At 35.9% G+C, this 20,507-nt stretch carries 16 protein-coding genes and 11 pseudogenes; 19 read left to right on the top strand and 8 right to left on the bottom strand.

All coding sequences use genetic code 11. From position 1 onward, the window contains the following. Nucleotides 1-7: 7 nt before the first annotated feature. The 4 genes and pseudogenes from ABWU62_RS08340 to ABWU62_RS00655 form a co-directional block, all read left to right on the top strand. Nucleotides 8-190 (top strand): annotated as a pseudogene (locus ABWU62_RS08340) (phage portal protein); the annotation flags it as partial. Beyond that, nucleotides 190-423: pseudogene (locus ABWU62_RS00665) on the top strand (hypothetical protein); the annotation flags it as partial. The pseudogenes ABWU62_RS08340 and ABWU62_RS00665, both read left to right, overlap by 1 nt. Beyond that, entirely contained in the window at nt 416-787 is a 372-nt protein-coding gene (locus ABWU62_RS00660) for a head decoration protein (RefSeq protein ID WP_164224825.1), read from the top strand. The pseudogene ABWU62_RS00665 and the gene ABWU62_RS00660, both read left to right, overlap by 8 nt. A gap of 43 nt (nt 788-830) precedes the next feature. After that, nucleotides 831-1,834, top strand: a pseudogene (locus tag ABWU62_RS00655) (major capsid protein). A gap of 67 nt (nt 1,835-1,901) precedes the next feature. Here ABWU62_RS00655 and ABWU62_RS00650 read toward each other — a convergent pair. The 3 pseudogenes from ABWU62_RS00650 to ABWU62_RS00640 all read right to left on the bottom strand — a co-directional run. Continuing rightward, nucleotides 1,902-2,108, bottom strand: a pseudogene (locus ABWU62_RS00650) (transposase); the annotation flags it as partial. Nucleotides 2,109-2,142: 34 nt separating this feature from the next. After that, a pseudogene (locus ABWU62_RS00645) lies at nt 2,143-3,374 on the bottom strand (IS256 family transposase). Nucleotides 3,375-3,444: 70 nt separating this feature from the next. Then, a pseudogene (locus tag ABWU62_RS00640) lies at nt 3,445-4,252 on the bottom strand (IS630 family transposase); the annotation flags it as partial. Between the two features lie 76 nt (nt 4,253-4,328). Between ABWU62_RS00640 and ABWU62_RS00635 the strand changes: the two are divergent. The 4 genes and pseudogenes from ABWU62_RS00635 to ABWU62_RS00620 form a co-directional block, all read left to right on the top strand. After that, nucleotides 4,329-4,901 carry a hypothetical protein gene (locus ABWU62_RS00635; RefSeq protein WP_353287156.1) on the top strand — a complete coding sequence of 191 codons (573 nt, stop codon included), beginning with the start codon at nt 4,329-4,331 and terminating at the stop codon, nt 4,899-4,901. Nucleotides 4,902-4,921: 20 nt separating this feature from the next. Further along, nucleotides 4,922-5,608 (top strand): hypothetical protein, encoded by a 687-nt coding sequence (locus ABWU62_RS00630; protein WP_007549309.1) that lies wholly within the window; start codon nt 4,922-4,924, stop codon nt 5,606-5,608. 6 nt (nt 5,609-5,614) lie between these two features. After that, nucleotides 5,615-7,552: a DUF4815 domain-containing protein gene (locus ABWU62_RS00625; RefSeq protein WP_353287155.1), complete on the top strand. Its 1,938-nt coding sequence runs from the start codon at nt 5,615-5,617 to the stop codon at nt 7,550-7,552. Further along, a pseudogene (locus ABWU62_RS00620) lies at nt 7,524-8,510 on the top strand (hypothetical protein); the annotation flags it as partial. The gene ABWU62_RS00625 and the pseudogene ABWU62_RS00620, both read left to right, overlap by 29 nt. Before the next feature lie 7 nt (nt 8,511-8,517). Here ABWU62_RS00620 and ABWU62_RS00615 read toward each other — a convergent pair. Beyond that, a protein-coding gene (locus ABWU62_RS00615) for an IS5 family transposase (RefSeq protein ID WP_353287093.1) occupies nt 8,518-9,310 on the bottom strand; the annotation gives its coding sequence in 2 pieces (ribosomal slippage) (nt 8,518-9,045 and nt 9,047-9,310; 792 coding nt in all). Between the two features lie 60 nt (nt 9,311-9,370). Here ABWU62_RS00615 and ABWU62_RS00610 point away from each other — a divergent pair. The 8 genes and pseudogenes from ABWU62_RS00610 to ABWU62_RS00575 all read left to right on the top strand — a co-directional run. Further along, nucleotides 9,371-9,616 (top strand): annotated as a pseudogene (locus ABWU62_RS00610) (hypothetical protein); the annotation flags it as partial. A gap of 4 nt (nt 9,617-9,620) precedes the next feature. Next, nucleotides 9,621-9,815, top strand: coding sequence for a hypothetical protein (locus ABWU62_RS00605; RefSeq protein WP_264376309.1), 195 nt, complete (start codon nt 9,621-9,623; stop codon nt 9,813-9,815). Next, nucleotides 9,812-11,311 carry a hypothetical protein gene (locus ABWU62_RS00600; RefSeq protein ID WP_353287154.1) on the top strand — a complete coding sequence of 500 codons (1,500 nt, stop codon included), beginning with the start codon at nt 9,812-9,814 and terminating at the stop codon, nt 11,309-11,311. The genes ABWU62_RS00605 and ABWU62_RS00600 overlap by 4 nt, the downstream gene beginning before the upstream one ends. 22 nt (nt 11,312-11,333) lie before the next feature. After that, nucleotides 11,334-11,894: a hypothetical protein gene (locus ABWU62_RS00595; RefSeq protein ID WP_353288126.1), complete on the top strand. Its 561-nt coding sequence runs from the start codon at nt 11,334-11,336 to the stop codon at nt 11,892-11,894. Further along, on the top strand, nt 11,887-13,044 hold the full coding sequence (locus ABWU62_RS00590; protein WP_353288125.1) for a phage tail sheath subtilisin-like domain-containing protein: 1,158 nt from the start codon (nt 11,887-11,889) through the stop codon (nt 13,042-13,044). Before ABWU62_RS00595 ends, ABWU62_RS00590 begins: the two co-directional genes overlap by 8 nt. Nucleotides 13,045-13,065: 21 nt before the next feature. Further along, entirely contained in the window at nt 13,066-13,569 is a 504-nt protein-coding gene (locus ABWU62_RS00585; RefSeq protein ID WP_265029859.1) for a phage major tail tube protein, read from the top strand. Between the two features lie 16 nt (nt 13,570-13,585). Then, nucleotides 13,586-13,837, top strand: coding sequence for a phage tail assembly protein (locus ABWU62_RS00580; RefSeq protein WP_353287153.1), 252 nt, complete (start codon nt 13,586-13,588; stop codon nt 13,835-13,837). A 112-nt stretch (nt 13,838-13,949) separates the two neighbouring features. After that, nucleotides 13,950-15,104 carry a phage tail tape measure protein gene (locus tag ABWU62_RS00575; RefSeq protein WP_353287152.1) on the top strand — a complete coding sequence of 385 codons (1,155 nt, stop codon included), beginning with the start codon at nt 13,950-13,952 and terminating at the stop codon, nt 15,102-15,104. Here ABWU62_RS00575 and ABWU62_RS00570 read toward each other — a convergent pair. Together ABWU62_RS00570 and ABWU62_RS00565 are read right to left on the bottom strand one after the other, a co-directional pair. Then, a protein-coding gene (locus tag ABWU62_RS00570) for an IS630 family transposase (RefSeq protein WP_353287151.1) occupies nt 15,101-16,107 on the bottom strand; the annotation gives its coding sequence in 2 pieces (ribosomal slippage) (nt 15,101-15,643 and nt 15,646-16,107; 1,005 coding nt in all). The two genes, ABWU62_RS00575 and ABWU62_RS00570, sit on opposite strands and share 4 nt — an antisense overlap. Nucleotides 16,108-16,184: 77 nt before the next feature. Beyond that, nucleotides 16,185-16,445: pseudogene (locus tag ABWU62_RS00565) on the bottom strand (transposase); the annotation flags it as partial. 83 nt (nt 16,446-16,528) lie between these two features. On the opposite strand from ABWU62_RS00565, the pseudogene ABWU62_RS00560 reads away from it, so the two are divergent. From ABWU62_RS00560 to ABWU62_RS00550, 3 genes and pseudogenes are all read left to right on the top strand, one after another. Then, nucleotides 16,529-16,723 (top strand): annotated as a pseudogene (locus ABWU62_RS00560) (recombinase family protein); the annotation flags it as partial. A gap of 21 nt (nt 16,724-16,744) precedes the next feature. Next, nucleotides 16,745-17,107 (top strand): recombinase family protein, encoded by a 363-nt coding sequence (locus ABWU62_RS00555; RefSeq protein ID WP_353287149.1) that lies wholly within the window; start codon nt 16,745-16,747, stop codon nt 17,105-17,107. Nucleotides 17,108-17,128: 21 nt separating this feature from the next. Further along, nucleotides 17,129-18,360: pseudogene (locus ABWU62_RS00550) on the top strand (IS256 family transposase). A 23-nt stretch (nt 18,361-18,383) separates the two neighbouring features. Here ABWU62_RS00550 and ABWU62_RS00545 read toward each other — a convergent pair. Beyond that, nucleotides 18,384-19,376 (bottom strand): recombinase family protein, encoded by a 993-nt coding sequence (locus ABWU62_RS00545; protein WP_353287148.1) that lies wholly within the window; start codon nt 19,374-19,376, stop codon nt 18,384-18,386. 79 nt (nt 19,377-19,455) lie between these two features. After that, a protein-coding gene (locus ABWU62_RS00540; RefSeq protein WP_353287090.1) for an IS630 family transposase occupies nt 19,456-20,461 on the bottom strand; the annotation gives its coding sequence in 2 pieces (ribosomal slippage) (nt 19,456-19,998 and nt 20,000-20,461; 1,005 coding nt in all). Between the last annotated feature and the right edge of the window lie 46 nt (nt 20,462-20,507).

The following is a 20,507-nucleotide window of genomic DNA, read 5'->3' as shown; positions in this document are numbered from 1 at the left end:
ATGAGAGTTGGTATTAGCACTACTTTCTGGAGAACTAGACATAGGTGAAGAATGGACAAAGGGAAAAGAAGGAGCAAAAAAAGAAGTAAAATGGATACCACAGGGATTTGATTGGGTCGATCCGCTAAAAGATCAGCAAGCACAGCAAATGGCAGTAAGAAATGGATTTAAGAGTCGATCAGAAGTAGTATATGTTTATGTAATATATCAAAGATGCCAGAGAAAATAGGAGAATTTATTGAGCAGGGTGTAAGTGTTGAGCAAGCAAGGGAGGTTTTAATGGAATTACTTGCAGAAAGAACAAAGAAGACAGAGATAATAAGTACAATACCACAGAATTCAGGAGAAGAGTTGATGATGCAGGTAGCGAAAAGTCGTAGGCATTTAAAATATATAACAAAAGGAGAAAAGCAAAATGAGTAGTATAACAGAACAAAATAACCTTGGTGATCTTCTAAAATATGAAGCATCAAATTTATATTCACGAGATCAAATAACTGTTGCCAAAGGACAGAATCTCAAGCTTGGTGCAGTAGTTGCTAAAAAGACTGAAGATGGTTTTATTAGGGTCTTAAATCTAACAGCAACCGATGGCACACAAACGGCAATAGGAGTAATTTCAAGTGATGTAAACGCAAAGGAAAATGCTAAAGGAGTAATTATTGCTCGCGGTGCAATGCTAGCAGATCATGCAGTTGTATGGCCAGCAAATATCACTGAAGAGCAGAAAAATGCAGCAATAAAGCAACTTGAAACACGAGGGATCATTATCCGTAAAGCAGTCTAAAGCTATATTAAACAATAAAAAACACAAAGGGGGAAAAGAAAAAATGCAAAATCCATTTACAAATACAGCATTTAGTATGACGGCACTAACTAATGCGATGAATATATTGCCGATAAATTATGGACGGGTTGAAAATTTAAATTTATTTCCAAGTAGGTCAGTAAGATTTAGACATATTACCATAGAAGAGCAAAATGGAGTATTAAGTTTACTACCAACGCAAGTACCCGGAGCACCAGCAACAGTAGGAAAAAGAGGAAAAAGAAAGGTAAGAACATTTACGATTCCACATATTCCACATGATGATGTAGTGTTACCAGAAGAAGTACAGGGAATAAGAGCATTTGGATCAGAAAGTGAACTTAAAGCGCTGGCAGATGTAATAACTGACCATTTGCAGCTAATGAGAAATAAACATGCAATAACGTTGGAGCATTTGCGTATGGGAGCGCTGAAAGGAATAATTTTAGATGCTGATGGGTCAGAATTATTAAATTTGTACAACGAATTTGAAATAACACCAAAAGTAGTAAATTTTGCACTGGGAACAGCAACAACAGATGTCAAGCGTAAGTGTCTGGAAGTATTGAGGCACATAGAAGATAATCTAAGTGGTGAATATATGACAGGAATTCATGCTTTAGTAAGCCCTGAGTTTTTGATGCACTTACTTCTCATACTAAAGTGAAAGAAGCATATGAGAGATGGCAAGAAGGAGCAGCGCTAAGAAATGATATGAGGTCAGGATTTACGTTCTGTGGAATAACGCTTGAGGAATATAGAGGACAAGCAACTGATCCTGAAGGAACCGTGAGAAGATTTATAGAAAGGGATACGGGGCACTGTTTTCCAGTAGGAACAGCAAGCACATTTACAACATATTTTGCACCAGCAGACTTTAATGAGACAGTAAATACTCTTGGACAGCCACTATATGCAAAACAAGAGCCAAGAAGATTTGATAGAGGGACTGATTTGCATACGCAGTCAAACCCTCTGCCAATGTGCCACCGTCCAGCAATACTAGTCAAGATCGTTGCAACATAGGTAGAGCAAATATAAAGCGGTGTGAGGCAGAAGAATGCTTTACCTCTTCTTATACCAACTCTCATTATTAATGAACCAAATAAGAAGCATTGCAGAGTTGTTTAACCGTGGAAGGGGAAAGAGAGGTAATAAATTTACACAAAGCGCTCTCAAGCAGAACAATTGTATCGTAGATTTTATTGCGCAAAATGTTCTGTTTTATATATAACCAAAACCTCTCAACAGGATTGAGGTCAGGTGAGTATGGTGGTAGGTATATAATTTCGATATTTTTGGGAGTGTTAAATAAACTGTGTCAAGCCGCATTTTTAGTTCAACTCAATTTTCAGTCTGTTGGGAAAGAAAATGTCAAGCTGAGACATAGTTAATGCCCAATTAGGCAAAGCTGTAGTCCACTTTTGCTCTACCTTTTTTATAGCACAATATACCTTTTGTACAAGGCATTTGTATTAGTAAATGAGCCCTTAGTTTTAGTAAATTTCCTAATTTGTCTATGCAATCCCTCAATTGGATTGGTGGTGTAAATCAGCTTCCTAACTGGTCCAGAATACTTAAAATAACCAGACAAATTTTCCCAATTGTTTTGCCATGATTTTGTAACCAAGGGATATTTTTCACTCCATTTTTCTTCCAGCTCAAGCAAATAATTCTCAGCAATCTCTTTACTTGAAGCACGATATATTTTTTTCAAATCATTTATGAAAACTTTTACATCTTTGCTAGATACATACTTCAGTGAATTCCTTATCTGATGCACTATGCATAGCTGTACTTCTGCTTTAGGAAATACACTATTTATAGCGGTAGGAAAGCTTTTTAGCCCATCAATACAGGCAATTAGAATATCTTCTACTCCTCTTTCTTTGAGGTCATTTAGTACTCCCAACCAGAAGTTAGCTCCTTCACTTTCAGCCAAATAAAAACCTAATACTTCTTTTCTGCCATTTTGATTTATGCCCAATATATTATACATACATTTACTTATGCAATGTCCGTCCTCCTTGACCTTAAAAAACATGCCATCCATAAATACTATTGGATACACTGATTGCAGTGGGCGGCTGCGCCATTCATTGATTACTGGTAGCAGTTTATCGGTAATACTAGATATCTCTGCTGCTGATATTTTGTGGTCATATATTTCCTCAACATGTGAAGCTATATCTCTGTATCCCATGCCACTGGCATATGTGCTTAAGACCTTTGCTTCAAGTTCTGGATGTAGGCTTGTTTGCCTTTTTTTGACTATTTGTGGTTCAAAGCTTCCCTCCCTATCTCTTGGTGTTAGCAGCTCAAATGAGCCTGCACTCGTGCGTAAAGTTTTTGCGTTTCTCCCATTTCTTCGGTTATTTTCTTCACTTTCAGCTGACATGTAGCTTTCTATTTCACCTTCCAGACTTGCCTCTAGCAACCTTTTTATAAACGGTGTTAATGCTCCATCTCTTCCTGTCAATGGTCTTCCTTCTCGTATAGATGACAGGATATTTGTTTCTAATTCTTTATAATCTACCAAACCAGTAGTTCTATTTGCTTGACTCATATCAAACCTCCATTTTTTATATCAATTTATTACTTTTTTTTTCGGTTTGACACACTTTTTTGAACGTTCCCATATTTTTAGGTATCTTTAAACTTTTTGACTTATGCCAACTAGCGCAATCCATCACGAGAAAAGCCTTTCGTATTCCTAAATATTGCGACATCTGTTCAAGGAATATATTTATACAAGCAGTGTTGACGTTTGGTGCAAATAAGCTAAAATTCTCTCCATTTCTGGGATTAACTGCACTATAGAGATAAAAATTTTCCCTACCTAATTTTACCTTAACCTGTGTCCTACTGCCTTTTTTAAACCACCCATGTCCAACTTTTGAATGTGTACCAAACCGTGATTCATCGAAGAAAAATAGCTCTTTTTCAGAATGCATGACAATAGTTTCATTGAGGTTTTTTTTTAAACTCCTCTTGCTTATTTTTATCCTGTCCACTATGAACTGGTCTTGGTGTGATATATGAGAATTTCATTCTTTGCATATTACGATGTATTGTGGATTTGCTGATATTCAAACCAAATCTTTCTTGGATTCTTATTCTCATTTCTCTAATAGTAATATTGGGATTTTCCTCTATCCACACCTCAATTTGTTCAAGTTGACTTTGGTTCAATATAGTTTTTCTACGGCGTTGAGGTGGAGAAAATAATTTTTCTTCTCTTCCAAATTTTATGTGCTTTATCCATGTAGTAATTGCCTTTCTCGAAATGCAACATATTTTTGCTACAGCTGTTATACTGTGCTTTTTTGCTGCAATTACAGCATTTAGTTTTTTTGCAACATACGCATTATTTCTTACTTTCTTCAGCATCTCTTTTGCTGATTCCACCACTTTTTCATCCAATAATTTTGATCTTAATGCCATCTAAACCTCGCTATTTTACTTACTCCAGTATGGCTTTTTTTCCATTATTGTCTATTCGTTGCTTGTATAGCGGGAATTGGTATTAGATGTTGCAATATTAGGAGAAACAGAGCCTCATACGAAGAATTACAACGGTATATATGAAAGAAGTCATCAGTGGTATAACTTAAAAGCACTATATCCTCTACCACAGAGTTTATTGCCAGAAATTAAGTTTGCTAAAGCGTTGATAGTATTATCAGATAGTTGGAATTTGGGAGATATCAATGCTTGTTTTGCACCAACTGCTTATAAAGAAATAGAGCATACATTTTACTTAAGTGAAGATAAATTCTCTGAGCAGATTTGGAATTTTCGACGTACACCAATTTTAGAGCGGTTTAGTATAACTTATTACTACGAAGCAAAGAGTTTTACTGATCAAAGAATAATAGAGTCTAATTTAAGGGAATATCATATTGATTGTCAAAATGACTCAGATTTAAAACAGAAAGATCCTATTCATGAGCTAGAAAATTACGTAGCAGTATTTTACCCAGGTATGGTCACTTGGCATGAACATCGCCACTTAAATCGCCCTTGGAAAAATTTTGAGCCCATTATTACAAAAAAATTGGACGTTTTTTCTACGAATCTTGTATATATATAATATCAATCACGCAATCAGACATGTCAATACTGACACAATCAGGCAGAGCAGCTATTGCTGCGAGCATAAAAGAGCAACCAATACATCTTGCTTGGGGATCTGGAGATTCTACCTGGGAAAGTAGCTACAAAGTTGAAAAAACTTTTACAGCAGGCGGCAAGATAAGTTTAGATCACCACACTATTAAAGATGTAAAAGTTTATACAGGGCAAACAATTTATCAGTCAAGCATAGATTATATAGTTGATGGTAGCTCAGGCGCTATTGAGCGTGTAGAAAATGGTGCAATTATAGCAGATAGCGTAATCACTATAGAGTATACTCAAGACACACCACCGGAACTAATTACTTCTGCAACATTAATTAAGGAAGTTGGACGTCGTGTTGTTGATGAGGTGCTCTTTTGCAGTGGTGATGAGAATGGAGAACTTGTGACTCCATCTGGAAGGTTTAAACCATCGAATGTACCAATCAATAATCTGTATCTTAAATTTACTTTCGATTTCACGGACGCAGCAAATCAAGTTATACGGGAATTAGGGGTTATGGTTGGTACTAAAATAAAAGAAGGATTACCTGAAGGACAGAGATATTTCGAGCCAAAAGACGTGGAAAATCCTGGAATTTTGTTAGTTTTAGAACACACCGTACCACTTATCAGAACATCTGCAACTCGGGAAACTTTTTCATTTGTTGTAACTTTTTGAAACAAAATGACCTTAAATAGTTATTATAACCGCTTTAATCCTGACAAAGAATATGAGAAAAGCTTATTTCTTGCAGGAAGAGGTTTACAGTCTGCAGAATTAAATGAAACTCAGGAGTATGCTCTTTCTAAGCTTAAAGGTATAGGTGATGCAATATTTCGTGATGGTGATGTTATAACAGGAAGCAATTGTATTATAGATAGAGAAACTGGTAAAGTTACGCTTGAATCAGGAAAAATCTATCTTCGTGGAGCAGTTAGAAAAGTCGAAAAAGAAGAATTTATTATTCCACTGAGTACCACAGTGCGTATAGGTGTTTATTATCTAGAATCTACAATTACAGAACTTGAGGACGAAAATCTTCGTGATCCTGCAGTTGGTACAAGAAACTATCAGGAAGTAGGAGCTGCAAGGCTTAAAGTTTCCACCATTTGGGGTTATCAAGCAGAAGGTCTTTCTCCACGTTTTTCTGAAGGAGAATTTTATCCAATTTATAACATTGAAAATGGAGTATTAATAGAACATTCACCGCCACCACAAGCAAACATAGTAACTACAGCTCTTGCTCGTTATGATAAAGAAGCAAATGGATCTTACGTAGTAAACGGTCTAGAAGTAATTTGTTTGCAGAGAGAAGAAGGGGACGAAAAGGGGAAAAAAATATTTGTGATTAATGAGGGCAAAGCTCATGTTGATGGCTATGAGATTGAACTTCCTCACAGTATTCGTGTTTCTTTTGATGACGATCCAGATATAAAATCAGTTGAATCAGAACCACATACTTTTCAGCCAAATAGCCAAAGAGTAATGGAACTGAAGGTGAATGATTTTCCAATAAGTGAAATTAAAAAAGTAGATATAACTGTTCAAAAAACCATTACCATTACTCACGGTTCATACTCAGGAGCTGTTGATCCAATACCTGACTCTGCAGTACTTGAAATTATTCAAATTAAACAAGGTAATGTTATTTATGAAAATAGTGTAGATTATAAACTAAACGCAGGAAACGTTGATTGGTCATTACCAGGTAAAGAACCAGCTCCTGGAAGTAGTTATCAAATAACTTACCGCTGTCGTACTCATGTAAGTCCTGAAGATATAAGTGAAGAGGGATGCAAAGTAAAGGGAGCAGTTGATAACAGCTTGGTTTTGATTGATTACACCTGGAAAATGCCACGCTTTGATTTAATTACTATCGATAGCAAAGGGGTGGTAAGAAGAATAAAAGGAATTTCCCACTCTTGGAGACCATCGATGCCTCAAGCACCTTCTGGACAACTTTTGCTCTGCTACATTCATCAGACATGGAAAAACGGAGAAAAAGAAGGGGTAAAAATAGTGAATAATGCTATTCATGCTGTACCGATGAATGAGCTTGAAGCAATGAAAAAAGGAATAAATGATCTTTATGCGCTGGTTGCAGAGGAGCGTTTACGCAATGATGCAAATTCAAGAGAACCTACCACCAAAAAAGGAGTATTTGTTGATTCGTTCTTTGATGATGATATTCGTGATCAAGGAATTTCGCAGTCTGCAGCAATAGTAAATAGAGAGCTAGTTCTGCCAATAGATGTAGAAGTTGCAGATATTGAAAAAGGTGGGGAAAGATATCTTTTGCCGTATGAACTTGAACCGGTACTGGAGCAGCTTTTACAGACTAAAGGAGAAAAGATCAATCCATACCAAGCTTTTGATCCAGTACCGGCACAAATTACTCTAAATAAAAATATAGATCACTGGACGGAGGTAAAAACAAATTGGAAAAGTCCAGTAACCAGAGTATTTAATGTTAAAGAAACGACAGAGCTGCTGTCAAGTACTTCATACGAAACTGAATTTATGAGAGAAGCAGTACAGAATTTTGAAATTGAAGGTTTTGAGCCAGATGAAAAGCTTAAGGAAATAAAATTTGATGGCATTTCTATTATACCTATGGCATAGAGAAAAAAAAGTGGAAAAAAGAGCTAACAACCAGGGAAAATTAAAGGGAAAGGTGAAAGTACCAGCAAACATTCCAGCAGGTACTAAATTAGTACAGTTTTATGGGAATAAAGGAAGCTATGGAGAGGCAACTTATACTGGTAAAAAAACTATTACTATAGAAGAAAGAAGAAGAGTGATCGCAGCAAGAAGAGTTGATCCTTTAGCGCAAACATTTACTTTAAATGAGAGCAGACACATAGGAGGTCTAGAGTTATGGTTTGTAAATAACGGCAAAAAACGTGTTGCTGTGCAGATTAGAGAAACAGCAGTGGGAATGCCCTCGCAGACTGTCATTGCTGAAAGTTATATTGAGCCAAAAGATATAAAGATAGATGGCACAGCAACACGTATTACTTGGTCACCAGTGTTTTGCCATGCAGGAGAGGAGTATGCAATAGTACTGCTTACTGATGATCCTGGTACTGCAGTAAAGATAGCAGAACTTGGCAAATATGATGCAGTAAATAGCCGTTGGGTAACAAGTCAGCCATATCAAGTAGGAGTATTACTTTCATCTAGCAATGCAAGCACCTGGACTCCACATCAAAATTTAGATTTAACGTTTCGACTACTAGCTGCAAAATTTAGTGAAGTTTCTCATGTTGTTGATCTGGGCAAAGTTACTGTAAATAATGTATCAGATTTAATTGTCTTGACGAACGTCGAAAAAGTAGCATTTGATACCAATGTGGAATTTATCTTAACAGATGAAGAAGGAAAAGAAAATTTTTTGTCTGATAATTTGCCGCTCGCACTGCGTGAAAGAATAAATGGGGAATTAACGGTAAAAGCAAGCCTAAAAGGAGGGCGAGAAAAAAGTCCAGTTCTTTATCCTGGGTTACAGCTAGTTATGGGTAATATAGGGGAAAAAGGAGATTATGTTACAAGAAGTATTACAGCAGGAGCTAACACTAAGAGCCTGTTCATAATCTTTTGAGGAGCAAGGCAGTAAAAGCTAGAACGACCATTTGTAGTCTAGTATTGAGTTTACGCTCGCAATTTTTCCATAACCGTCTACACTTTTCCAGCCAAGCAAAAGAACGCTCTACAACCCACCTTTTTGGCAATACAACAAAGGTATGTAATTCACTTCGTTTTATTACTTCAACGGTTGCACCAATAGTCGTTTTTATTTGAGTTGCAAAATTTTCTCCTGTATAACCTGCATCAACTAGTATATTTTGAACTTCGGAAAGATTTTTTCTTGCGTTACAAATCATCTCTACAGCAGCAGTACGATCTCCGATATTAGCTGTAGTAATATAAATTGCATGTGGCAAACCTTGCGTATCTACTGCAATATGACGCTTTATTCCTGAAATTTTCTTGCCGGCATCATAACCTTTTTCTTCAGCAATATCGGTGTTTTTTACACTTTGAGCATCAATGATGCAGAAGCTTGTTTTTGTATTCCGACCACTGTTGAAACGAACCTCTCCAACTAATTTTTTTTAAGACAATTTCTAGAACACTTTCTCTATCTTCATTCGGTTTTTTACTCCATCTCTTGAAGTAATCGTAACAATTGCGCCATTTTGGAAACTCTTTTGGTAGCATTCGCCACTGACAGCCACTTTTTAGCACATAAAGTACACCGCAAAATAACTCATATAAATCCAGTTTTCTTGGTTTTGTTTTTTTTCTACAGGATTCTAGATCTGGTAATATAATCTCAAATCTTTCCCGACTTATATCACTTGGGTATACACTCCTCATATATCCTAACTTATATACATTATCTCTTAGTTTATTCCTTTCTTGAGATCATGTACAGGTTCTAAGATAACAATTACCTATGATGCGCTGATACCTGGCACTGCAGATGTTAAAGCATATGTACAAAAAAACGTGGATTGGCAATTAGTAAATTTAACATCAGGAAAACCAATTGGAGAAAGCTGGGTGGAGAGAACTCATGTACTATCAAATTTTAGTGCTAATGAGACGAGGGTAAAATTGGTTTTAAGTGGAACGGTTGTTTATCGTCCTAAAGTCAAAAATTTGCGAGTGATTATTACTTGAATCAATGCCAAATGACCAAAGCAAACGAGGATATACACTACCACATCCAGAAAATATTGCAGTGGAAGATGTAGTACGTATTCGAAAAGCTATAGAGAAAATAGATGAGGATATGAGTAAGGGAGAAAATAAACATAATCAACTGAAAAGTAATTTTGAACGATTTAGATTTGAAACTTTTTTGAATTTTTGGGAATGAAAGAAGCAATATACCAAAGGATAAAGGATTTAGCAGTAAGTAGCACAGCTGATCAACTGGCATATCTTGCAAAATCGCTGGAATTGATAGCAGATAAAAAAGCTATTTCCAACGTTGTGCAGATGACTGAAGTAAAAGGAATAATTGATGCACTACAAAAAAGACTTAAGGATTTAGTAGCAAACAGTACACCAGATCAATTAGCATATCTTGCTAAAGCATTGGAATCAATAGTCGACAAAAGTGCGGTTTCTGAAATTGTGCAAATGACTGATGGTAAGTTAAAAGAACTTCTTGATAGTGCAAAAAAACACTTAAGTGACATAAACAGCAACAAAACAAACTCAATATCGTCCATAACTGCAGTAAAAACAGAGTCTGTTAATGAAATCAACAAGCTTAGGGATAATTCCTTAAACACTTTAAAAGCATCATCAGATTCACACATATCGCTACTTGATACGAGAAAGAATGCCAATATTGCAGCAATAAACAGTATTAGCAACAGTCATAAAGATGGTCTTAAAGGTTTAGTGAATAACTTCCGTACTGTGAATGATGTACCATCTGGCTCATCAATTATAGGAGAAATAGAAACTCGAATTAAAAACATCTCTAATGAGGTAAAAACTAGAGATGATCAATTAAGAACATCTATTACAAATGATGTAAAGACTCGAGATAATCAATTAAAAGTGTCGCTTACACAAGAAATAAGAAAGCGCAATATGGTTGAACCATGGTCATTACCTTTCTTATTTGGTGTACTTGGAAGAAAAAATAATTACTTTGGCCACGGAACTTTTACAACAGAGCTTGGAAGGTGGAGTAGTGATATAACAAAAACCGACTATATGTTGCAATTACTAGCAGGTAGCCATACATACGATACAGATTACGTTAGTTTTTATCGGCCAAGACAACTCTATTTTATAGAGGGAAATAAAGGAACATTTATTTACGGAGAGTTATGCACAAAAAGTTTTTCGGGTAGTTATGATGAGATATACTATTACCCATATGCTGCACTTGGAGTAGTATTTGTAAAAAATACAACCAATGTGAACATAAATAAGACAATGGAATTTGTTGGATCATCTTATTCTAGTACGGAGTATGGGGGAGCAGGATTATTTGTGGGAACTCCTGATAACACTAATTCTAATAAATCAAGTATTTCAAAAGTAGTATGGAAAAATGTTTACCAATACACGAGTTCTGATAGCAAGTTAGCCGGATCTGGCAATGTAGAAATTCCAGCAGGAAAAACAGTTGCAATATTACTTTACACATCATCTTATCTGTATTCCAGAACACAAGTTAGTCAAGGTATGCTTGCATCAAATTATGTACACAACTATGGTCAATTTATTCAGTGGGGGATTTATAACATACGTAGCAATGTTCTAACTACAGGACTTGAAGTAGATGTGGAAAGGACTCTCAGGGCTTGGCAATGCCCAGGATTAGATGCCACCCACAAAATCTGGAATTGATACTAGAAAACGGAGAAAACCAATGCCAATTTATATTAGATTTGAACATAACAAACAAGTAGAAACAACGACGCTTAAAAGCAAACCAGCTGGAAATGATTGGTATGAAGCGCCAGAAAATTTTGAATGGCAAAAAAGTTATTGTTTAACAGAAGGAGGAGAAATTGCTCAGCGTACTAAAGAAGATATACAAAAGGAGTTACTGGATAATGCGAAGCTTTGTACATTTGATAGTATGCGTTTCTATTATGATAATCATACTCACCAATATGCAGGTCATTCTCACCAAAAAGCTAAATCTTATGAGATTCAAGCGAAAGCCGCAAAAAGCATTCTAGCAGCACCAGAATCTATGAATGAAAAGGATAAAGAAATTATAGAACCTTTAGCAAAAGTCCGTGGTATTACGGTTATTGAAATGGCAAGAATAATTGAGGAAAAAGTGAAAAAAGCAGTAAAAGAAATAATGAAATGTGAAGAGCTTGAAGATTTAGCCAAGAGAAAGATTGAAGAAGCCAAGAGTGAAAATGAGCTAAAGACTTTGCTCGATGATTTTAGGAAAAAAATACAAAGAAATGGCTGAAGAATTTTTACATGGCGTAAATGTTATTGAGGTAACCTCAGGAGCAAAGACAGTACGTACAGCTAAATCATCAGTGATAGGTGTAATTGGTACTGCCCCTGAAGCTAATGAGCAAAAATTTCCACTCAATAGTCCAGTATTAATAGCAGGAAGCTTAAAGGAAGCAGCAAAGCTTGGGAAAAGTGGAACACTACCTTCTGCAATAAACGGAATATTTTCCCAAATTGGTGCAACAGTAGTAGTTATTCGAGTTGAAGAAAGTGAAGCTATTCAAAATATAATTGGTGGAGTTGATGAAGAGACTGGAAAATATCAGGGAATTCAAGCATTCCTCAGCAGTGAAAGCATAATACATGTTGCCCCAAGAATACTAATTGCACCTCAGTTTACTCATCAATTGCCTGAATCTGAAAATCCTAAAAACCCAGTAGTAGCAGCTTTGATAGGAGTAGCAGAAAAGCTAAGGGCAATAATAGTTGCAGATGGACCAAATACCAATGATGAAGAAGCCATAAAATGGAGAAAAAGTGTAGGTAGCTCAAGAGTTTACGTTGTTGACCCATGGGTTAAGGTGTTTATTGAAGGAAAAGAAGAAATTTTGCCGTCTAGCCCATTTGTAGCTGGTTTAATAGCGAAAGTAGATAGCGAACAAGGATTTTGGCATTCACCTTCAAATAAAGAAATAAACGGTATTGTTGGCACAAGCAGGCCTATTGATTTTACGCTCGGTAATACAAATTGTAGAGCAAACCACTTAAATGAAAATGAAGTAACAACGATAATTCATCAAAATGGCTATAGGCTTTGGGGAAATAGAACATGTTCAAATGACTCAAAATGGGCTTTTCTGTCAGTGAGAAGGACTGCAGATTTAATCAACGATAGTCTACTTCGAGCTCATTTATGGGCAGTTGATCGCAATATTACCAAAACTTATATAGATGATGTGATTGAGGGGGTGAATTCTTATTTGGCCAATTTAAAAGCCCAAGGAGCTATTATCAGCGGAAAATGTTATGCAACACCCGAACTCAATACACCAACAAATATTGCGAGCGGAAAAGTGTATTTTGACTTTGAGTTTACACCACCATATCCAGCTGAGCAGATTACTTTTAGGTCACACCTCGTGAGTGGTACAATATTGTAAAAAGGGAAAAAAGAGGAAAAAATGTTACCGAAGATTTTAAAGAATTTTAACGTATTCGTTGATGGTAGAGGTTATGCAGGGAAAATAGATGAAATAACGCTACCAAAGCTTACCATAAAAACAGAGGAGTACCGTGCTGGTGGTATGGATATTCCAATAAATATTGATATGGGAATGGAAAAACTTGAAGCAGAGCTCACTTTTGCTGAGTATGACTCTGAGCTCTTTAGACTTTTTGGATTAATAGACAATAATGCAGTCTCTCTTACTTTACGTGGAGGATTACAAGGAAGTAATAGTGAAGCTGAATCTGTAGTAGTTAACTTAAGAGGGCTCTTTAAAGAACTTGATTTTGGTAGCTGGAAACCTGCTGAAAAAGCAACACTAAAATGCACTGTAGCTGCCAACTATTATAAGCTTACTATTGATGGCAGAGAATTGATTGAAATTGATGCTGAGAATATGATTCGCAAGATCGATGGTGTTGATCAAATGACTTCTATGCGTACAGCCTTAGGAATTTAACTAAAAGGGTAAAACAATGGAAAAAATTAAATTAACTGAACCAATAAAAATCGATGGAATTTTAGTTTCAGAGATAACTCTACGTCGCCCAAAAGTTCGAGATCGTTTAGCTGTTGAACGTATGGGTAATAGCGATGCAGGGAAAGAAGTAGCACTGATTGCAAATCTTGCAAGTATTTCAAGAGAAGCAGTAGAAGAGCTTGATCTTGCAGACTACAGTAAGATTCAAGGAGCATTACAAGGTTTTTTGTCTCAGCAGAAGACTTGAGGCTGAGCGTATTATCGCTTAGCTCAATGGTTGGTGGTGGAATCAATCAGTGGCTTGATATGGATATTGAAGAATTTATTACTTGGTTTGAAAGTAGCGGAAAATTATACAAATGAAAGCAATTTCTATAGTAATTGGAGCAATACTGCAAAGCAGTTTTAATAGTACGATAGCAGGTAGTACGAAGCAGCTTTCTCGTATTGGTAGTACGATAAAACAACTTGAATCATCAAGTAAATCAATATCCAAGTTTAAAGAGCTCAGCCACAATGCTCTGCTTGCTAGGCGTTCTTGGAATGAGCTAGAAATAAAAACAAAATCTCTGGCTAAACAGATAAAAAATGCAGAAGCACCAAGTAAGAGCCTGCAAAATGAATTTACAAAATCTAAAGCTGCGGCACTGAAAGCTAAAACAGCTTATTTACAAAAAAGAAGTGCTCTCCACCATTTACGCACGGAGTTCAGTAAAAGTGGTAGAGATATAAAATCTCTTATTGGAGACCAAGCTAAACTTGGCTCTTCTATTGAAAAGCTTAAAAATAACTATACGGCTTTAAATTCCGTAATGCAAAAACGTAAAGGAGTTTTAGCGCAAAGAGCAAATTTTAGAGCTCAAATGATGGATGCTGTAGCACTTGGCCTCACACTTGCTGCACCACTTAAGGCTGCAATTAGTTTTGAGAGTGCCATGGCTGATGTAAAGAAAGTTGTAAAGTTTGAAGATACAGATGTAAATGGCTTAACAAAACTTGGGGAAACATTAAAGGAAATGTCGCGTACAATTCCGCTATCTGCAGCAGAACTTGCGCAAATTACTGCAAGTGGTGGTCAACTTGGTATTAAAGCCAAAGATCTTACGACTTTTACAGACACTGTGGCCAAAATGGCAACTGCATTTGATATGTCAGCAGAAGAGGCAGGAGATGCTATTGCTAAACTTTCTAATATTTATCAAATTGAAATTGGTGAAATGGCAAATATTGGTGATGCAATAAATCATATTTCTGATAACACTGCAGCAAAAGCTAAAGACATTATTCCTGCGCTAAACAGAATCGGTGGTACAGCAAGGCAATTTGGTTTAACTGCAGTAGAAGCAGGAGCTTTAGCAAGTAGCTTCATTAGCCTAGGTAAAACTCCTGAAAAAGCAGGTACAGCAATTAATGCAATGCTCAGTAAGTTGCAAACAGCAAGTAAGCAAGGTGGCAATTTTCAAAAAGCTTTTCAGCAGCTAAAAATAAATGCTAATACCAACTCTCATTATTAATGAACCAAATAAGAAGCATTGCAGAGTTGTTTAACCGTGGAAGGGGAAAGAGAGGTAATAAATTTACACAAAGCGCTCTCAAGCAGAACAATTGTATCGTAGATTTTATTGCGCAAAATGTTCTGTTTTATATATAACCAAAACCTCTCAACAGGATTGAGGTCAGGTGAGTATGGTGGTAGGTATATAATTTCGATATTTTTAGGTATCTTTAAACTTTTTGACTTATGCCAACTAGCGCAATCCATCACGAGAAAAGCCTTTCGTATTCCTAAATATTGCGACATCTGTTCAAGGAATATATTTATACAAGCAGTGTTGACGTTTGGTGCAAATAAGCTAAAATTCTCTCCATTTCTGGGATTAACTGCACTATAGAGATAAAAATTTTCCCTACCTAATTTTACCTTAACCTGTGTCCTACTGCCTTTTTTAAACCACCCATGTCCAACTTTTGAATGTGTACCAAACCGTGATTCATCGAAGAAAAATAGCTCTTTTTCAGAATGCATGACAATAGTTTCATTGAGGTTTTTTTTTTAAACTCCTCTTGCTTATTTTTATCCTGTCCACTATGAACTGGTCTTGGTGTGATATATGAGAATTTCATTCTTTGCATATTACGATGTATTGTGGATTTGCTGATATTCAAACCAAATCTTTCTTGGATTCTTATTCTCATTTCTCTAATAGTAATATTGGGGTTTTCCTCTATCCACACCTCAATTTGTTCAAGTTGACTTTGGTTCAATATAGTTTTTCTACGGCATTGAGGTGGAGAAAATAATTTTTCTTCTCTTCCAAATTTTATGTGCTTTATCCATGTAGTAATTGCCTTTCTCGAAATGCAACATATTTTTGCTACAGCTGTTATACTGTGCTTTTTTGCTGCAATTACAGCATTTAGTTTTTTTGCAACATACGCATTATTTCTTACTTTCTTCAGCATCTCTTTTGCTGATTCCACCACTTTTTCATCCAATAATTTTGATCTTAATGCCATCTAAACCTCGCTATTTTACTTACTCCAGTATGGCTTTTTTTCCATTATTATCTATTCGTTGCTTGTATAGCGGGAATTGGTATTAGCAGCTCAAATGAGCCTGCACTCGTGCGTAAAGTTTTTGCGTTTCTCCCATTTCTTCGGTTATTTTCTTCACTTTCAGCTGACATGTAGCTTTCTATTTCACCTTCCAGACTTGCCTCTAGCAACCTTTTTATAAACGGTGTTAATGCTCCATCTCTTCCTGTCAATGGTCTTCCTTCTCGTATAGATGACAGGATATTTGTTTCTAATTCTTTATAATCTACCAAACCAGTAGTTCTATTTGCTTGACTCATATCAAACCTCCATTTTTTATATCAATTTATTACTTTTTTTTCGGTTTGACACACTTTTTTGAACGTTCCCTTCACCTGATCGGCTATCACGGAAATCTGCATACCAAGCGCTCTTACTCGAAGAATTTAGAAAAGCAGGATCAGAGGTTATTTTTCTAAACCACAAATTTGAGGATAACCCAGAATCTAATATGTTTTTAGGAATTCAAGGATTAGTAGCAGAGTATGAGCGTGCAAAAATTATGGAACGTAATCGCAGGGGAAAACTTCATGCAGCTAAAACTGGTCGCATAAGCGTAATGAGTAATGCACCTTATGGTTATCGCTACATAGCAAAACATGTAGGTGAAGGAAGTGCTCAGTTTGAAATTAATCAAGAAGAAGCGGATGTAGTGTGCAAAATATTTAATTGGATTGGCCAAGAAAGAGTAAGCATCAATGAAGTTATACGTAGACTTAGCGAGATACCGGTAATAACACAAACAGGAAAAGAACGTTGGAAAAGAAGTACTATCTGGAAAATGTTAAAAAATCCTGCTTATATAGGACGAGCAGCTTATGGTAAAACTAAGGCATGCTCGAAACCACAAGTAAGAAAGTCAAAAAAAGGAAGGGAACGTTCAAAAAAGTGTGTCAAACCGAAAAAAAAAGTAATAAATTGATATAAAAAATGGAGGTTTGATATGAGTCAAGCAAATAGAACTACTGGTTTGGTAGATTATAAAGAATTAGAAACAAATATCCTGTCATCTATACGAGAAGGAAGACCATTGACAGGAAGAGATGGAGCATTAACACCGTTTATAAAAAGGTTGCTAGAGGCAAGTCTGGAAGGTGAAATAGAAAGCTACATGTCAGCTGAAAGTGAAGAAAATAACCGAAGAAATGGGAGAAACGCAAAAACTTTACGCACGAGTGCAGGCTCATTTGAGCTGCTAACACCAAGAGATAGGGAGGGAAGCTTTGAACCACAAATAGTCAAAAAAAGGCAAACAAGCCTACATCCAGAACTTGAAGCAAAGGTCTTAAGCACATATGCCAGTGGCATGGGATACAGAGATATAGCTTCACATGTTGAGGAAATATATGACCACAAAATATCAGCAGCAGAGATATCTAGTATTACCGATAAACTGCTACCAGTAATCAATGAATGGCGCAGCCGCCCACTGCAATCAGTGTATCCAATAGTATTTATGGATGGCATGTTTTTTAAGGTCAAGGAGGACGGACATTGCATAAGTAAATGTATGTATAATATATTGGGCATAAATCAAAATGGCAGAAAAGAAGTATTAGGTTTTTATTTGGCTGAAAGTGAAGGAGCTAACTTCTGGTTGGGAGTACTAAATGACCTCAAAGAAAGAGGAGTAGAAGATATTCTAATTGCCTGTATTGATGGGCTAAAAAGCTTTCCTACCGCTATAAATAGTGTATTTCCTAAAGCAGAAGTACAGCTATGCATAGTGCATCAGATAAGGAATTCACTGAAGTATGTATCTAGCAAAGATGTAAAAGTTTTCATAAATGATTTGAAAAAAATATATCGTGCTTCAAGTAAAGAGATTGCTGAGAATTATTTGCTTGAGCTGGAAGAAAAATGGAGTGAAAAATATCCCTTGGTTACAAAATCATGGCAAAACAATTGGGAAAATTTGTCTGGTTATTTTAAGTATTCTGGACCAGTTAGGAAGCTGATTTACACCACCAATCCAATTGAGGGATTGCATAGACAAATTAGGAAATTTACTAAAACTAAGGGCTCATTTACTAATACAAATGCCTTGTACAAAAGGTATATTGTGCTATAAAAAAGGTAGAGCAAAAGTGGACTACAGCTTTGCCTAATTGGGCATTAACTATGTCTCAGCTTGACATTTTCTTTCCCAACAGACTGAAAATTGAGTTGAACTAAAAATGCGGCTTGACACAGTTTATTTAACACTCCCGTTGCAAATTAAAAATCTCTCCATCCTGTGCTGGTTCTTCTATTCTAAACGCCACTTCTACCTGGTCATAACCAATCTGAATTCGTTCTACTAATGCTTTAATGATGCCACGCTTAGTTTGCCAATCTAGCTGTTCCAAATTAGATTTTACACTGGAATAAAGACTCTTTATACTGTTGATGATAAGGTTCATTCCCTTCTCTATCGCTTTTTGATCAACTACCTTTTTCTTCTCTTCTTCTATCCCTCTTAAGCGTTCCCTCATTCTTTTCATCGTCTGTTTAAATTCTTCCTCACTTATATATCCTTTATCTCCTACATTTTCTTGACTATAATAGTCTTCCATTAACTTTTCGATGCCTTGTTTTATTTGATTTTCTCTTCTTGCAAGCTTCTTATCTGATGATTCATCATTTTTATTTTCTGCAATTCTACGGTGATACTCATTTTTTATTATCTCTGGGTTTTTTAGTAAATTTTTCACCTTTTCCCATATAGCTGTTTCTAACATATCTGTACGGACCAATTTATTAGTACACTTCTCCCTACCATCAGTAATACGTATAGTACTACTACAGCGATAATAGCTAAACTTTTTTCCCTCAACTCCACATTGTGCACCACTATACGCATATCCACAGTTTTGACACACAACTAGACCTTGTAATAGGTATTTCTTTTTTCCTCCCTCTCTCTGCATCCTTGCTCTTTTTCTATTTTCATCCAGTTGCTTTTGTACTTTATTAAATAACCCTTCATCAACTATTTTTGGTACTGGTATATAAATCCAGCTGTCCTCATCTGTGCGACAGATAGAAACCTTTTGTTTATTTCTTTCTCTTTTTTCAACCCTCTTTAATTTACCAAACGCTGCTTGTCCTTTATATGCTGGATTTCTTAACACCTTCCAAATTATTATTGGACACCACACCTTCTTTCCAGTTCTTGTTCTAATTGACTTATCTCTTAGTCTACGTATCACTTCCCTTAGAACCTGTACATGATCTCAAGAAAGGAATAAACTAAGAGATAATGTATATAAGTTATACCAACTCTCATTATTAATGAACCAAATAAGAAGCATTGCAGAGTTGTTTAACCGTGGAAGGGGAAAGAGAGGTAATAAATTTACACAAAGCGCTCTCAAGCAGAACAATTGTATCGTAGATTTTATTGCGCAAAATGTTCTGTTTTATATATAACCAAAACCTCTCAACAGGATTGAGGTCAGGTGAGTATGGTGGTAGGTATATAATTTCGATATTTTTAGGTATCTTTAAACTTTTTGACTTATGCCAACTAGCGCAATCCATCACGAGAAAAGCCTTTCGTATTCCTAAATATTGCGACATCTGTTCAAGGAATATATTTATACAAGCAGTGTTGACGTTTGGTGCAAATAAGCTAAAATTCTCTCCATTTCTGGGATTAACTGCACTATAGAGATAAAAATTTTCCCTACCTAATTTTACCTTAACCTGTGTCCTACTGCCTTTTTTAAACCACCCATGTCCAACTTTTGAATGTGTACCAAACCGTGATTCATCGAAGAAAAATAGCTCTTTTTCAGAATGCATGACAATAGTTTCATTGAGGTTTTTTTTTAAACTCCTCTTGCTTATTTTTATCCTGTCCACTATGAACTGGTCTTGGTGTGATATATGAGAATTTCATTCTTTGCATATTACGATGTATTGTGGATTTGCTGATATTCAAACCAAATCTTTCTTGGATTCTTATTCTCATTTCTCTAATAGTAATATTGGGGTTTTCCTCTATCCACACCTCAATTTGTTCAAGTTGACTTTGGTTCAATATAGTTTTTCTACGGCGTTGAGGTGGAGAAAATAATTTTTCTTCTCTTCCAAATTTTATGTGCTTTATCCATGTAGTAATTGCCTTTCTCGAAATGCAACATATTTTTGCTACAGCTGTTATACTGTGCTTTTTTGCTGCAATTACAGCATTTAGTTTTTTTGCAACATACGCATTATTTCTTACTTTCTTCAGCATCTCTTTTGCTGATTCCACCACTTTTTCATCCAATAATTTTGATCTTAATGCCATCTAAACCTCGCTATTTTACTTACTCCAGTATGGCTTTTTTTCCATT

Origin of the sequence: Wolbachia endosymbiont (group B) of Gerris lacustris (assembly GCF_964028355.1) — a bacterium.
GTDB lineage: Bacteria > Pseudomonadota > Alphaproteobacteria > Rickettsiales > Anaplasmataceae > Wolbachia.
The sequence above is the reverse complement of the archived record's forward strand: the minus strand, read 5'-3'. Positions and strand labels throughout refer to the sequence as shown.